The 15,558-nt window shown below is 46.3% G+C and carries 12 protein-coding genes and 1 other annotated feature; of the genes, 1 reads left to right on the top strand and 11 read right to left on the bottom strand.

What is annotated here, in order from left to right; translation table 11 throughout:
• Positions 1-3 precede the first annotated feature (3 nt).
• The 11 genes from KQI91_RS08210 to KQI91_RS08160 all read right to left on the bottom strand — a co-directional run bounded on the left by KQI91_RS08210 (position 4) and on the right by KQI91_RS08160 (position 13,883).
• A complete protein-coding gene (locus tag KQI91_RS08210) occupies positions 4-156 on the bottom strand; it encodes a hypothetical protein (protein WP_005424949.1) in 153 nt (50 codons plus the stop codon).
• An 11-nt stretch (positions 157-167) separates the two neighbouring features.
• Positions 168-1,469: a bifunctional folylpolyglutamate synthase/dihydrofolate synthase gene (locus tag KQI91_RS08205; protein ID WP_216392360.1), complete on the bottom strand. Its 1,302-nt coding sequence runs from the start codon at positions 1,467-1,469 to the stop codon at positions 168-170.
• Between the two features lie 130 nt (positions 1,470-1,599).
• The gene (locus KQI91_RS08200; RefSeq protein ID WP_216392359.1) at positions 1,600-3,621 is read right to left on the bottom strand and encodes an LTA synthase family protein; all 2,022 of its coding nucleotides are present in this window, start codon (positions 3,619-3,621) and stop codon (positions 1,600-1,602) included.
• 15 nt (positions 3,622-3,636) lie between these two features.
• On the bottom strand, positions 3,637-6,291 hold the full coding sequence (locus KQI91_RS08195) for a valine--tRNA ligase (protein WP_216392358.1): 2,655 nt from the start codon (positions 6,289-6,291) through the stop codon (positions 3,637-3,639).
• A gap of 69 nt (positions 6,292-6,360) precedes the next feature.
• Positions 6,361-6,597 (bottom strand) — a binding site (T-box leader).
• Positions 6,598-6,715: 118 nt separating this feature from the next.
• Positions 6,716-10,558: an FtsX-like permease family protein gene (locus tag KQI91_RS08190; protein WP_216392357.1), complete on the bottom strand. Its 3,843-nt coding sequence runs from the start codon at positions 10,556-10,558 to the stop codon at positions 6,716-6,718.
• Positions 10,552-11,268 (bottom strand): ABC transporter ATP-binding protein, encoded by a 717-nt coding sequence (locus tag KQI91_RS08185; RefSeq protein WP_216392356.1) that lies wholly within the window; start codon positions 11,266-11,268, stop codon positions 10,552-10,554. The genes KQI91_RS08190 and KQI91_RS08185 overlap by 7 nt, the downstream gene beginning before the upstream one ends.
• A gap of 166 nt (positions 11,269-11,434) precedes the next feature.
• The gene (locus KQI91_RS08180) at positions 11,435-11,629 is read right to left on the bottom strand and encodes a small, acid-soluble spore protein, alpha/beta type (protein ID WP_216392355.1); all 195 of its coding nucleotides are present in this window, start codon (positions 11,627-11,629) and stop codon (positions 11,435-11,437) included.
• Positions 11,630-11,767: 138 nt separating this feature from the next.
• The gene (locus KQI91_RS08175; protein WP_216392354.1) at positions 11,768-11,953 is read right to left on the bottom strand and encodes a PspC domain-containing protein; all 186 of its coding nucleotides are present in this window, start codon (positions 11,951-11,953) and stop codon (positions 11,768-11,770) included.
• A gap of 42 nt (positions 11,954-11,995) precedes the next feature.
• Positions 11,996-12,865, bottom strand: coding sequence for a DUF4097 family beta strand repeat-containing protein (locus KQI91_RS08170; RefSeq protein WP_216392353.1), 870 nt, complete (start codon positions 12,863-12,865; stop codon positions 11,996-11,998).
• The gene (locus KQI91_RS08165) at positions 12,862-13,563 is read right to left on the bottom strand and encodes a DUF1700 domain-containing protein (RefSeq protein WP_216392352.1); all 702 of its coding nucleotides are present in this window, start codon (positions 13,561-13,563) and stop codon (positions 12,862-12,864) included. The genes KQI91_RS08170 and KQI91_RS08165 overlap by 4 nt, the downstream gene beginning before the upstream one ends.
• Positions 13,560-13,883, bottom strand: coding sequence for a PadR family transcriptional regulator (locus KQI91_RS08160; RefSeq protein WP_216392351.1), 324 nt, complete (start codon positions 13,881-13,883; stop codon positions 13,560-13,562). Before KQI91_RS08160 ends, KQI91_RS08165 begins: the two co-directional genes overlap by 4 nt.
• Before the next feature lie 208 nt (positions 13,884-14,091).
• Between KQI91_RS08160 and KQI91_RS08155 the strand changes: the two genes are divergently transcribed.
• Complete coding sequence (locus tag KQI91_RS08155; protein WP_216392350.1) at positions 14,092-15,501, top strand: RsmF rRNA methyltransferase first C-terminal domain-containing protein; 1,410 nt, start codon at positions 14,092-14,094, stop codon at positions 15,499-15,501.
• The last annotated feature ends 57 nt before the right edge of the window (positions 15,502-15,558 follow it).

The following is a 15,558-nucleotide window of genomic DNA, read 5'->3' as shown; positions in this document are numbered from 1 at the left end:
GCTTTATTTTACACGTCTGTTGCTCTTTGCTTCTCTTAATACTTCCTGCAGAACATCCAGAATATCTGTCAGTTCACGGTCATAGATCGCGCCTTCTGCATCTGTGACATCCAGACATGGTTCAAACTTCTTCAGTTCCTCTTCATAATCAATCATCGTATTCTCCTTTATTTTCCGATTCCCTTCAGGATGGCTGTCTTGATCTCACCAACCAGATACAGGGAACCAACACAGAACAGCATTCCGTCTTCGCCCTTCACAGCCAGTGCTTTGCGAAATGCCTCTTCTACATCCTCACAGGCTTCAGCTGACGGACATCCTTCTTTGCGGAAGATCTCCGCAAGTTTCTCTGCCGGCACCTTACGGTAGCCGCCTACCTGTGTCACGATCACATGACGGAACGAAATTCTGCCGAGGATCGTCCGGATCATATCTGTGTAATCCTTGTCATCTACTGCCGAAAAAAGAAGTGTCAGCGGACAGTCCTCCTGAAAGTGAGCTGCTGTCTCCACAAACTTCTCCACACCATCCTCATTGTGTGCTCCATCCACGATAACTCCCGGAAGTACGGTTTCCATTCGTCCCTGCCAGCGAGTCTCCTGAAGTCCTTTTCTGACTGCCTCCAGAGATACCGGAATCTGATTCTTCAGTACTTCAATCGTTTTCAGTGCAAGAGATCCGTTCATCACCTGGTATTCTGCAATAAACGGCAATGAGAAAACTGTATTTCCATAATACTCATTCTCAAACAAAAAATCAATGCCTGACCTTGTGCTGCGCACGATTTTTGCATCTTCTTTCCTGACTTCATAATACGGGCTTCCCAGTTCCTGTGCATGTTTACGTATCACTTCTGCTGCCACAGGATTGTTCCCGTCATAGATCACCGGAACTCCAGGTACTATGATTCCTGCTTTTTCACCGGCAATCGCCTCGATCGTATCTCCAAGATACTGCATATGATCAAAACTGATCGACGTGATCACACACGCTGCCGGATCTTCTACAGCTGTTGTCGCATCCAGTCTTCCACCCAGTCCAGTCTCCAGAATCACATAATCTACTTTTGCATCCGCAAAGACTACCATTCCCATCAGAAACAGAAATTCAAAATAGGTCGGATGATAGTTTCCCTCTGCTACCAGTTCCTCTGACAGTTTCTTTACTTTTTCAAACGCATTCAAAAATGCTTCATCATCAATATTCTTCTCGTTGATCTGAAAACGTTCATTGATCACGACCAGATGCGGGGAAGTAAACAGACCACAGGAATAACCTGCCTCCCTCAGAACAGAAGTCAGAAATGCACAGGTGCTTCCTTTTCCGTTTGTTCCTGCCACATGTATGACCCTGAATTTCTTTTGCGGGTCCCCCAGACGGTGCAGACATTCCTTTGTATGCTCCAGCTTGTTCTTTGTTGTAAATTTCGGAGTTTCTTCAATATAAGCAACTGCTTCTTCGTAATTCATAAAAAAATTCACCACTTCATCTAATGTATTCGCAGCGGTCTGAATCTCCGGGATTCAAACCACTACGATATCATTATATATGAGTGGTGAAAGATGTCCAGTACTAATCGTAATCTTTTATTCGTCAGAATCAGGATTCTTCCGTCGGAAGTTTCCATTTATTTTCAGAATACAGCATATAAACCGAGCGATCGTAGCTCTTGCTCAATGCCTTTCTGGTTGAACTGTTGCTCCGCTGTGTCACAGAGATCCTGTCAAAATCATCCAGTTCTGTACCTGATATCATCAGAGTCGTTGGATTTACATAAACGGTATCGATCCATTCTCCATTCAGTTTGACCTGACTGGATGGTGTGAAATTTGTTCCTTTCAGACGGTAAGTCGAATCTGAAGCCGATACAAGATCCATGGAATCAAGAGTCACATCATACAGTCCCATCCTCATCTTTGTTCTCTCGAAGGATTCGCCATCTTCTTTGTAGGAATACTTTTCTCCATAGAGAAGGTCATACTGCAGTGTCTCCAGATCCACCTGATAGTTGCGGGTACTTCTTCTTGCCTGATGATAACGGAAGATCGTACCTTCGTGAATTCCGGCACGGTCCATAACTTCTGCTGCCATCTGATAAGCCGCCAGGTTGACATTTTTCTTCTCCATTCCGAAATTATCCCACATAACATACTGGGTCTGGAAAAGATACTTGTTTTTGAGATCTTCCACTTTCAGTCCCATCGTCGGAAGATGATCGCCATACATCACAAGGATCACATCCTCCGGATAGTCCGCAAGCGCATCTGTAAGCTCTTTCACGAAATTATCCATCTCATGAATCTCGTTACAGTAATACTCCCACTGATTATTCTGTGCCTCTGTCGCAGCACCGGTGACAGTGATCTCCGGATCATCGATCAGTTCTTCTTCCGGATATGCCCCATGTCCCTGCACGGAAATCGTATATACATAGTCCGGACCTTCTGTGGAATCCAGACATTTGATGATCTCATCTGTCAGCACTTCATCTTTGGTCCAGCCAAGCGGATTCTTATCCTCTTCCTCCGGCATGTATTCTGCTGAAGTGAAGGTATCAAATCCCAGATTCGGGAAAATCGTCCTTCTCCCATAGAAATTCGCTTCATTGTTATGTACGGCATGTGTCGAATATCCAAGATTCTTCAGCACATACGGTGCACTTTCACAGGTCGTTTCCTTCAGAATGCTCTTGTACGGATATTCACCTGGTCCAAAATAATGAAGGCTCATGCCTGTGATGGATTCAAACTCTGTATTTGCTGTACCGGCGCCTACAGACGGCACCTTGTAATATCCGGAAGAATATTCCTTCATCAGTTTGCGGAAATTCGGAATCGGATCTTCGGAAATCTTCAGATAATTAACCAGCGTCGGATCAAAAAATGATTCCAACTGAAGGAAAATAATGTTTGGTTTGCTGTTTTCATTTGTTGCCGGAAGATTATCCTCGCTTTTCTCAATCCGCTGGATTTCTTCTTCTGAATAATCCCTCGGGCAGCTGATGCCCGTGTCAAAGATCGTAACAGCAAGGCAATATGGATAGCCATAATCTTCATAGGCAAATGCAATATTTCCAAAATAATTGGAAAGCACTCTTTTTTCCAGTGCAAGCTGTGTGATTCCGGCAAATGCCGCAACTCCCACAACCACCAGAAGAAGGTCATAACGGAATTTTACTTTTCTCTGATACTTCGGTCCCTTGATCAGCAGTGCAAGCAAAATGAGTACAAATACGCCGAGAACGATCAGTGCAAGAACCACACCCCATGCCGGCAGATATTTGTTCAGAATTGCCATACCATCTGTCAGAAGATGCAGGTCCGGCCCGGTAAACGGAGTGACCCTGTTGGACAGAATCACACCATTTATAATTCCAAGAAGCAGCCAGAACATGGATACCAGGACACGCCAGAAGGTTCTCCGCCGGAACAGATATACAAGCAGGCTCGTCGTAAAGATCAATCCTGCATTATACGCAAATACCAGTGGTTTTCCTGTCATAAAAGTCCATGCTTCCGTAAAGGAATGACGGCTGATCGCCTCGATCAGAAAATAGCCGGCCGCACTGCAAAGTGCATGAAGCAGCAGGGAAATCTTATTGCATATCTTATACAATCTCATCCAAATGCTCCTTTATTACTTCTCCATCTGTGTAAGCTGTGTCTTTACCTTTTCCATCATTTCTTCATATTTCTGAAGTTTTTCTTTTTCTGCGTTTACTTTTGCTTCCGGTGCCTTGTTGACAAAGTTCGGGTTATTCAGCATACCCTGGCATCTTGCGATTTCTTTTGTGAGACGCTCCCGCTCTTTCTTAAGGCGTTCCATCTCTTTTTCTCTGTCAACCAGATCTTCCAGCGGCATATAAACAACTGCATCGGATACGACAACAGATACCGCATCCTCACCAATGCCGTCTTTGCTTTCCTGCACGTGGATTTCTTTTGCAAATGCGAGATTTACAAAGGATTTCTTGCATGCCTCGTATCTTGCACAGGTTTCTGCATCTTTACCTACAATGTAAAGATTTGTCTTGCGATTCATCGGTACGTTCATTTCTGTACGTGTGTTACGGATTCCGCGGATTGCTTCTTTGAAGCTCTCTACTGCTTTTTCTGCTTCCGGGAATACCCATGCTTCCTGGAATACCGGCCAGTCAGAGATCATGATAGACTCTTCTTCCGGAAGAAGTGTGCAGTAGATTTCTTCTGTGATGAACGGCATATACGGATGAAGCAGTTTCAGTCCTTCTGTCAGGGCTGTACGCAGTGTCCAGAGTGCATCATTGGCTGCCTTCGGATTTTCGTCTGCTTTCCAGAGACGTACCTTCGCCATCTCAATATACCAGTCGCAGAGCTCATCCCACAGGAAGTCATAAACCTTCTGTACAGCGATTCCAAGTTCGTATTTATCCATGTTGTCTGTTACGTCACGGATCACGGTGTTGAGTTTGGAAAGGATCCATTTGTCCTCGAAGCAGAGATCATTAAGGTCTGCCGGTTCGGTGACTGTCTTGCCTTCCAGGTTCATCATGATAAAACGTGATGCGTTCCAGATCTTGTTTGCAAAGTTACGGCTGGACTCTACACGCTCCCAGTAGAAACGCATGTCATTTCCAGGTGCATTACCTGTGATCAGAGTCAGACGAAGTGCATCTGCACCGTATTTGTCGATAACTTCAAGAGGATCGATACCGTTTCCGAGGGATTTACTCATCTTGCGTCCCTGAGAGTCACGTACCAGACCGTGGATCAGTACATGATGGAATGGAACTTCTCCTGTCTGCTCCAGTGCGGAGAATACCATACGGATAACCCAGAAGAAAATGATATCGTATCCTGTTACCAGGACATCTGTCGGATAGAAGTATTCCAGTTCCGGTGTCTTGTCCGGCCATCCAAGTGTGGAGAACGGCCACAGAGCGGAGCTGAACCATGTATCCAGAGTGTCTTCATCCTGATGAAGATGTGTGCAGCCGCATTTCGGGCATTTCTCCGGCATTTCTCTTGCAACGACTACTTCACCGCACTCATCGCAGTAGTAAGCCGGGATCCTGTGTCCCCACCAGAGCTGGCGGGAAATACACCAGTCGCGGATGTTCTCCAGCCAGTGCAGGTATGTCTTTCCGAAGCTTGCCGGAACAAATTCCAGCTCGCCCGGTTTCAGAGCGTCCATAGCTGCTTTTGCCATTTTGTCCATGCGGACGAACCACTGAGGTTTGATCATCGGCTCTACGGTTGTGCCGCAGCGGTCATGTGTACCAACGCTGTGGTTGTGCGGAACAACTTTGACCAGAAGTCCCTGTGCATCGAGGTCTGCCACCATTGCCTTACGTGCTTCGTAGCGGTCCATTCCTGCGTATTTGCCGCCAAGGGAATTGATGGTAGCATCATCGTTCAGGATATTGATTTCTTCGAGGTTGTGGCGTTTGCCTACTTCGAAGTCGTTCGGGTCGTGTGCCGGTGTGATCTTAACGCAGCCTGTTCCGAATTCTTTGTCAACGTACTCATCTGCGATAACCGGGATCTCACGGTCGGTCAGAGGCAGTTTCAGCATCTTGCCGATCAGATCTTTGTATCTCTCATCCTCCGGGTTTACTGCTACTGCGGTATCACCGAGCAGTGTTTCCGGACGTGTAGTTGCGATTTCTACGAATCTTCCTTCTTCACCTACGATCGGGTAGTTGATGTGCCAGAAAAATCCGTCCTGGTCCTCATGCTCAACTTCTGCATCAGAGATGGAAGTCTGGCATACCGGACACCAGTTGATGATCCTGGAACCTTTGTAAATGTAACCTTTCTCATAGAGACGGATGAACACTTCCTGTACTGCCTTGGAGCATCCTTCGTCCATGGTGAAACGTTCTCTCTCCCAGTCAGCAGATGCACCGAGCTTCTTGAGCTGGTTGATGATCTTTCCGCCGTACTCTTCTTTCCATGCCCATGCATGCTTGAGGAATTCTTCACGTCCGATGTCGTGTTTGTCGATTCCTTCTTTTTTCAGCTTGTCGATAACCTTGACCTCTGTTGCGATCGCTGCGTGGTCAGTTCCCGGCTGCCAGAGTGCTTCGTATCCCTGCATTCTCTTGAAGCGGATCAGGATATCCTGCATGGTCTCATCGAGTGCATGTCCCATATGAAGCTGACCGGTTACGTTCGGCGGCGGCATAACGATGGTAAATGGTTTTTTATCTGGATTTACTTTTGCGTGGAAGTATCCGTTGTCCATCCATTTCTGGTAGAGACGTTCTTCCAGCCCTTTCGGGTCATAAGTCTTTGCAAGTTCTTTGCTCATAATGTCCTCCTGAATTTTTGATAGGTGCATTTTGCTTATTGAAAAAACAGCCCCTCACACAGAACCTGTGTGAAGGGCAATTAAATCGCGGTACCACCTTCATTGTGCAGATGATAGAACTACACATCTCATTCTCCCTTAACGCAGGAAACGTGAAAGCTTACTGATTCTGCCTGACGCAGTCCTTTCTCAGCTTTCCGGCTCCAAAGCTACCTTCGACAATCTCTTTCTGAGGGTTCCTTACAGCCTCCGAGAACCCCTCTCTGTCAGCGAATATCGCCTACTCCTCTTTTTCTCTGCCTTTGCTATGAAACTCATAGTTATGAAAACTACTATAATTGCATTTTTCGACCTTGTCAAGAAGGATTGATGAAAATTCACAGATATTCGTTTCCTTTTTTGTCTTTGAATTCCAGAGTTTTCGTTATTCGACAGATTTCAGCGATTCTACCATGTCAATCTTCTTGAGTTTCCTGTGCATGAAGATATTTACGATGATCGAGAAAATACAGGTGATCACCGCACAGTATACGAAGCTTATCGGCCGGATGTTCCTTCCGAACATGACTGCGTCAACCTCTACTGTCACAATGATATAACGGTGCAGGAGAATACCAAATCCCGCGCCGAAAAGGATTCCGGCTATGGTCAGGATAATATTTTCCCTCAGCACATACTGTGAAACTTCCCCGTCGAAAAATCCCAGTACTTTGAGTGTCGCCAGCTCTCTCTGGCGTTCCGTGATGTTGATATTATTCAGATTGTAAAGTACCACAAATGCCAGCATTCCCGCTGATACGATCAGCACAATGATGACGATTCCCAGTGTACTGAGCATACGGTTTACCATATCCATGGTACTGGCCGTATAGCTGATACTCAAGACTGCCGGTGATTCCATGATCTTCTGTCCGATCGTCTCTGTCTGATCCTTATACTCATCTCTGACAGCAAAAACAATATCTGCATAATCCGGATCTTCACCAAAGGTTTCCTTATAAACGCTCGGCGTCATATAAACATAATGACCGGCATAATTCTCTGTGATGACAGCGATCTTCACCTGGTACTCTGTATCGTCTTTTTTGACTGTCAGTTCATCTCCCACTTTGAGGCCCAGAAGACTGGCTGTTTTTTCACTGACTGCTGCCCCCTCATCCGTCAGTTCGTATTCTTCCTTTGTCTTACGGTTTCTGAGTGTTACGTCCTTTTTAAAATTGTCCAGATTTTCCGGAACATAAACATATACGCTTAAGTTTGATTTTCCGTTCGGTGCAGTGAGTTTGGAAAGCTGGATCTTCGTATAATGATCCAGTGTTTCCGTTGCATCCAGTTCTTCTGTGAGTGCTGTCTTTTCCTGCTCCGTTGCATCATCATCGGAGATGATCGTGCCGTCATAATGCTGGATATTTGCATACTGAAGATTAACGATATCCGAAACAGAATCCTGGATTCCATATCCTACCAGCATCAGTGCCATACTTCCCGCGATACCAAAAATCGTCATAAACAGACGTTTCTTGTAACGGAAAAGATTTCGAAGCGATGACTTCCAGGTAAAGTTCAGATGCTTCCACAAAAACGGGATATGCTCCAGAAGGATTCTCTTTCCTTCCTTCGGAGCCGGCGGACGCATCAGAGATGCAGGTGTCTCTGCCAGTGCCTGCCGACAGGAAAGAATCGTTGCCCCCACAGTACATACAAGTGCCGCTATGGAAGCCGTCAGCGCATATTTCCACTCATAATGAATCTGCAGGCTGTTGGAAACGTTATGGTACATCATTCCATATGCCTTGATGATTATATATGGAAGAATTTTTTCGCCGATCAGGATTCCCGTCACGCTTCCTCCCGCTGTTGCCAGAAATGCATAACTCAGATACTTGGATGCAATGTCAAATTTCTTATAGCCAAGCGCCTTCATCGTTCCGATCTGTATTCGCTGTTCTTCCACCATTCTTGTCATGGTTGTAAGACTGATCAATGCCGCAACCAGGAAAAAGATGACAGGAAATACCTGACCAATGTTTTTGATTCGGTCTGCATTATCGCCATAGTCGGAATATTCCGGAAGACCGTTACGGTCTGTGATGATCCATTCCGGTTCTTTGAGATCGTTCAGTTCTTCTTTTGCATCGCTGATCTTCTGCTCACCATCGCGGATCTCATCTTCCGCTTCCTTCTTGCCATCTTCATATTCTTTCTTTCCGTCCTTTAATTCTTTCTCGGCATCGACAAGTTTCTGTTCGGAATCTTTAAGTTTCTGTTCATTTTCAGTAATTTCTTTCTCGCCGTCTGCAAGCTTCTTCTCATTGGCCGCGATCTCTGCTTCTCCGGAAGAAAGTTTCGCTTCATTAGCTTCGATCTCATTCTGTCCACTCTGCAATTTCTCACAGTTTGCATCGATCTCTGCCTGTCCACTCTGAAGCTGTACGAGACTTGCATCAAGTTTCTTTTTACTCGCAGCCAGCGTTTTTTCATTAGAAGTAAGTTCTTTTTCTCCTGCTACAAGTTTGGCTTCTTCACTGTCAAGCTGTGTCCGGCTCTGCTCGATCGTCTGCTGACCGGCATTCAGGTTTTGCAGCGTAGAGGCCAGTTCTGTTTTCTTTGCCTGTGCCTGACTGAGTCCCCCCTGGGCCGCACTTAAGTTGTTCTGAAGTTCTGTTTTCTGATTTACTGCCTGCTGACAGGCATCCAGAGCTGCCTGAGCCTGACCAAGAGCACCATTTGCTGTTTCCAGCTGTCCCTGTGCTTCTCCAAGTGCCTGCTCATATCCTGCCAGTTCATCTTCTGCAAGTTCGCCTGCCTCAGCCTGCTGTTTCGCCGCATCGTACGCTGCCTGGGCACTGTTTACAGCTTCCTGGGCCGCCTGTACTGCGCCACTTGTCTGATTATAAACCTGCTGTGCCGCGGCAAGCTGATCCTCTACACCGGAAAATTGTTCCAGTCCTGCCTGAATCTGTGCGATCTGACTTTCCAGCTGCGTAATCTGCGCATCTACGGCTGTCTGTCCTTCTTTTACCTGTGCAATCCCTGCTGTCAGCTCTTTTTGTTTCTGTTCAAGCTGCGCTCTTCCGTCAGCAATCTGCTGCTTTCCGGATTCTATCTGCTGCCTGGCTTTATCAAATTCGGCTTTGCCTTCATCATATTGCTGCTTTCCGGCATTGTACTGTGCCCATCCGTCATCCAGCTTTGCCTGTGCCGCTGATAGCTGGGACTGCCCATCGGAGAGCTGTGCTTTCGCCGAAGCAAGCTGTTCCTTTCCGTCGGCGATCTGCGCTTTGGCATCTGCGATCTGTTTTTTGCCGTCGGCAAGTTCTTTCTTTGCATCAGCAAGCTGTTTCTTTCCGTCCTCGTACTGTTTTTTGCCATCGGCAAGTTCTTTTTCGCCGTCATCCAGCTTTTTCTTTGCATCAGCAAGTTTCTCGTCCGCTTCTTTTTTGCCGTCGGCAAGTTCCTGCTCTGCGTCAGAGATCTTATCCTGAGCTTCAGAAATGATCTCATCGTAGCGGATCTGGCAGCGTTCCGCCTGAATGGCCTCGACCTTGTCCTGAAGCTTCTCGATCAGATTGTCATAGGCATCGGTATAACTGATCACCCGATCTGTTCCATGTGCCCGCACATAGACCTGTGTAAAAACTTCCTGATCAAAATCCTCCGGGAGCACATAGGCAAATCCATTTACCTCACCGGAACCGACTGTCGTATTTCCTCTGTTAAATGAAATATACAGTGGACTTTTACCCAATCCGACTACCGTATAAGTCTCTGTCAGCAGAAGTTCGCTGTCTTCATCCTGACGCATGTTGATCGTGCTGCCGATCTCATATCCCTGTCCCGCAGCAAATGTAGAATCCAGGAAGCACTCGCCGCTTTTTTCCGGAAGACGACCTTCCGTCACAGTAAGCTGATTGACCGTTTTATTCATAGACTCAATATGAAGCACTTTCTGCGTCTCATTCTCTCCGCAGATGACGTCTGTCGAATACGCACCCTCCGCACTCTCCACACCGTCAACTGACTGGATTGCTTTTACATCATCTTCCGTAAGCCCCAGTGTCCCAATAACTTTGATGTCCATGAGGTTCGATTCATTATAATAAGCATCCCCGGAAAGTCTCATATCCGGCGACGCTGCCTGGATTCCCGAAAAGAATGCCACTCCCAGCGCCACAATACAGAAAATGGAAATAAAACGTGCTCTGCTCTTTCGGATCTCCTGCCAGAAATCTTTATGTAATGCCTTCTTTCTTCTTTTTCCTACCATTCGATCTCCTCCACCGGTGTAGGATGTTCATTCATTTCCATCGCAGATACCGTTCCATTCTTGATGTGGATCACACGGTCTGCCATAGGTGTCAGTGCAGAGTTATGCGTGATAACGATTACAGTCATTCCTTTTTCCCTGCACATGTCCTGAAGCAGTTTCAGGATTGACTTACCGGTCTGATAATCCAGGGCACCCGTCGGCTCATCACACAGCAGTAGTTTCGGATTTTTCGCAAGTGCTCTTGCTATGGAAACACGCTGCTGCTCTCCTCCGGAAAGCTGTGCCGGAAAATTCCCCATACGGTCAGACAAGCCAACTTCTCTGAGAACTTCTGCCGCATCCAGTGGATTCTTACAGATCTGCATGGCAAGTTCTACATTTTCCAGTGCCGTCAGGTTCGGAACCAGATTGTAAAACTGGAACACAAACCCAATGTCATCCCGGCGGTATGCGGTAAGCTGGCGACTGTTATATTTTGCTATGTTACTGCCATCTACCAGTACCGCTCCCCTGGTAGCCGTATCCATGCCGCCAAGAATATTCAGGACCGTGGTTTTTCCTGCTCCACTCGGTCCAACCACTACAACAAACTCTCCTCTGGCGATTTCAAAACTGATCTCATCTACTGCACGGATCTCTACTTCGCCCATTTTGTATATCTTTGAAACTTTATCTAACTTTACATATGCTTTTTGAAGGCTGCCCATTCTTTTCTCCTGTCTCTCACAACTCTCATGATCTTTAATATCTCTGCAGATTGCTGCGTGCCGCGCACTCCTGCAATCCTGTCCTGATGTCAGTGTTATAAGTATACCACAAAAAGCACCGTCCGGAATAGTTCCCGGTCGATGCTTTTTGTGTTTTTTCTGTGTGTTATATGTTATTTTCTTTTCGTTTGCTGGCAAGCAGACCTCCAATCTGCCCGGTCTCTTTTGCCGACAGACTTTTCCAGCCGCTCTCCAGCACTTTATCCAGCACACCCAGCTCCTGTGCGATCTCATATTTCAGCTTCTGCTCTTCGGGGAGTTCCCCCTTAAGATAAGCTTCCACTTCTTTTTCTTTCTTCATGTCCATAACTCCTTTGTACCGCTGCACTTCCCACACAGCAGTCTTTCTTTCAACATTTCTTTCAGAGTATGGACAGATTTTTCAGAGAATATACACTGCTTCACATTCTCTATATGGTATTCTCAGTTTTTTGCAGGATCAGCCTTTCGGAATGATGATTGCTGCAATGATATATGCCCAGATTCCGGCACCGCCAAAGCAGGTAAGGACTACCCATGCCAGTCTCACCAGCGTTGGATCAATGTCAAAATATTCCGCAATACCGCCGCACACACCACACAGCATATAATTTACAGAAGATTTGTAAAGTCTTTTGTTACTCATAACAGATTCCTTCTTTCTTAATAAAATGATATATAAATAAAATTACTTTTCAAAATTTACCGTGATATTTCCGACCCCGCAGTCCAGGTTCATCCTGTCGGACGCTCCAGGATTACTGATATCCCTTTCATGACCAAGACCACTGTAGGAACTGTCACCAATATCAACGTTACCTGCTGCACAGGAAATCGCATAATTATAGTCTGCTTCTTTTCCCAGAACGTCAAGGTCAACATTTCCGATACCGCATTTAACTTCCAGATCACATATATCCAGCTCTGACAATTCTACATTTCCTGTGCCGACTGTGATCGTTGTATCATTGGCTACACTGATCTTCCCTGTATTTGTAAACTCTCCTGCTCCTACAGATACATCCAGATCATCTGTCCGGAATTCATCAGACATTGTAACTGTACCCGCCGCAACATCAATAGAAGTCTCCTTAAATCTCAACCCCTTCGGATAACTCACTGTAATCTTACGGTCCTGGATCCTGCCGGTCGTCTCAAGAATCAAACAGTCATCCTCTGTGCCGATTTTTACTTTATCTTTCTTCGAACCGGACACCTCTATGCGAATCTTATCTCCATCATAAGACTGAAACTCAAGTTCATCTCCACTCAGTGAAAATTCCAGATCAGAAGTTGGTGCTGTTTCAAACATTTCTTTGTCAGTATCTGTTTTAACCGGTTTAAGCTGCATGATCTCATCCCAGTCCTGTTCCCAGTCATCTTTATCATCCAGACTGACATATTTCGTTGTCTGCTTAATTGCTTCGCTGAATCCATATTTTGATAAATTCAGGCCTGTGATCGTTGCCCCCATCGCCACGCCTCCGATGCTCATGCCGATTCCGACCACACCAACAACTGCAGCTGTAAGTAACATCACTTTTGAAGATTTTTTCATGCCCGTTCACCTTCCTTTACGCCTCTGTTCACAATCCGACAGCAAAAATCTGTAAACTTACGAAGAACTGCCGGAAGTGCACGGGTCGCTGCCCATTTCAGAAACACGAGTCCGACAAGTGCCAGTGCAAACAGTATCAAGCCAAGTCCAACGATCAGGACTCCAAACGGCGGTGCACTGAAGCAGGTTCCTATTCCGGCTCCGACTACTGCGACTGCTGCTATAAAAAGTCCAACTACTGCGGCTCCGATCCCGAATACGATCAGAAACGGAAGCAATGCCAGGCTTACAATAAATCCAAGGACTCCTCCCACTGCGCCTTTGATAAACGGAGAAACAAATACCAGCAGAATCAGTACCAGGATCACACTGGCTTTGCTTGCCTTTCCACCTTTTCGTTCTGCATGATACCCACGCTCTGCACGGCTCTGCGGCATCTGACGCTCATCCTCCACTCGTTCGTCCTGAAATCCTGTCTCGGTAAATTCCCCGTAATTCTGTGAACTGTTCTTTAAATCTTCTTTTATGATAGCGGCTACTTTGCCCGGACTTCCAAGCTCCCGGATCACCTCTGCCTCCTGATCTTCCCCTGCATCGTCAAAATAACTCTCGTAGTAATCAAGAGCCTCCTGCCTTTCTTCCTCAGAGATATCAGAAAGCAGTCTCTTTAACTGTTCCATAAACTGCACTCTGTTCATAACTCTATGCCTCCCTCAAACAGCTTCGAAATCTTTGTCGAATAATTCTTCCACTCAACTCTGTACAGATTCAGCTGTGCCATGCCTTTCTCTGTGATCTTGTAATATCTGCGGTTCCTGCCCGCGAATGCCTGATCATAAGTCTCCAGGCATTCATCCTTCTGCAGTCTCCGCAGCACCGGATACAGCGTTGATTCGGATACATCCAGCACACTCCGTACATCCTGGGTAATCTTGTAACCGTAGGTCCCGTCTTTCTCATTCGATACTACAGCCAGAACGATCGCGTCCAGAAGTGCCGCACCTGTGTTAAATACCATGCTCTCACTTCCTTCTTATATTTTCTGTAATATTGTCAACCGATATAATATTATTTCGTTAGCAATACTATACGTTATATAATATAGTTTTGTCAATAGTATTTTCTATTTTCTTCAACTACTTTATAATTTTTATGATACATACAGATTATTTCGTGCCATGCACTTTTGACCCTGGTATCATATTTTACTAAATAGGGAGATTTTTATGTCTGAACACACCATTACTGAACTTCTTTCCCCTGCATTTCTTGATCGTATGCAAAATATGCTGGGTGACGAATACGAAGATTTTCTGAAAAGCTATGAAGCACCACGTACCTACGGGCTTCGTGTCAACACTGCCAAGATCAGCTGTGAGGAATTCGAGCGGATCGTTCCGTTCCCGGTCACGCCGATTCCATGGATCTCGAACGGTTATTTCTACCCGGAAGATGTCCGTCCGTCTTTTTGTCCGCTTTATCAGGCAGGTCTTTATTATCTGCAGGAACCAAGCGCCATGACACCAGCCGCCTGCCTTCCGGTCACTCCCGGCGAAAATGTCCTGGATCTCTGTGCTGCACCAGGAGGCAAGGCAACTGCACTTGGAGCTATGTTAAATGGCAGCGGACTGCTTGTTGCGAATGACATCAGCTCCTCCCGAACCAAGGCACTGCTTCGCAATGTAGAATTATTTGGCATTACCAATGCTTTTGTCACAAATGAAACACCAGCACATTTAGGTGAACGCTTTCCTGAATTTTTCCATAAGATTCTGCTCGATGCCCCATGTTCCGGTGAAGGCATGTTTCGTAAGGAAGAAGCACTTGCCCGTGACTGGACACCTGAAAAATCCCGGGAACTTTCTGTCCTGCAGAAGGAATTGATCCTGCAGGCTGCGGATATGCTCCGGCCAGGTGGGCAGCTTCTGTACTCAACCTGTACCTTTGCCCCGGAAGAAGATGAAGCTGTCGTCTCTCACCTTCTGGAAAACCGTCCGGATATGGAACTTCTGGAACTTCCTGCATACGAAGGATTCGCCCCGGGTGTCCCGGAATGGGGCAATGGCGACCCACAGCTAAAGAAATGTGTACATCTGTTTCCTCACAAAATGCAGGGGGAAGGGCATTTTCTCGCATTGTTCCGCAAAAAAGGCAAAACAGATCTGATCGGACAGTTTTCCATAGCCAAACCAAATGCCGAGACACGAAAATGGCTGGAATTGTTCCTGAAAGAAATCGGCCTTAAAACTCTTGGCGGACAGCCATTCGACTGGAACCGCGTTGAAACCCGCAAAGACAAAGTCTACTATCTGCCACCAGTCAGCGGAGATTTTCGCGGCCTTACCTTTCTTCGAAACGGTCTGTATCTCGGTGATCTGAAAAAGAATCGTTTTGAGCCTTCTCAGCCATTCGCTCTGGCTCTTCGTAAAGGCAATGCAGAAGCCGTCATCTCGCTTCCTGTATCTGACCAGCGTCTCACACGCTATTTAAAAGGTGAGACATTAAATATCGAACCGGAAGAAGCCACACATGCCAAAGGCTGGCATCTGCTCTGTGCGGAGGGATATCCGATCGGATTTGGCAAACTGGTCGGTGCAACGCTCAAAAACAAATATCCTGCCGGATGGAGAGTATAAAAAATACGGGGACGGTTTTGCAGCACCAAAATGCCGCGAAAAACTCCGTCCCCATGA

The organism is Blautia sp. MSJ-19, assembly GCF_018918125.1.
Lineage (GTDB): Bacteria > Bacillota > Clostridia > Lachnospirales > Lachnospiraceae > Blautia_A.
The sequence above is the reverse complement of the archived record's forward strand: the minus strand, read 5'-3'. Positions and strand labels throughout refer to the sequence as shown.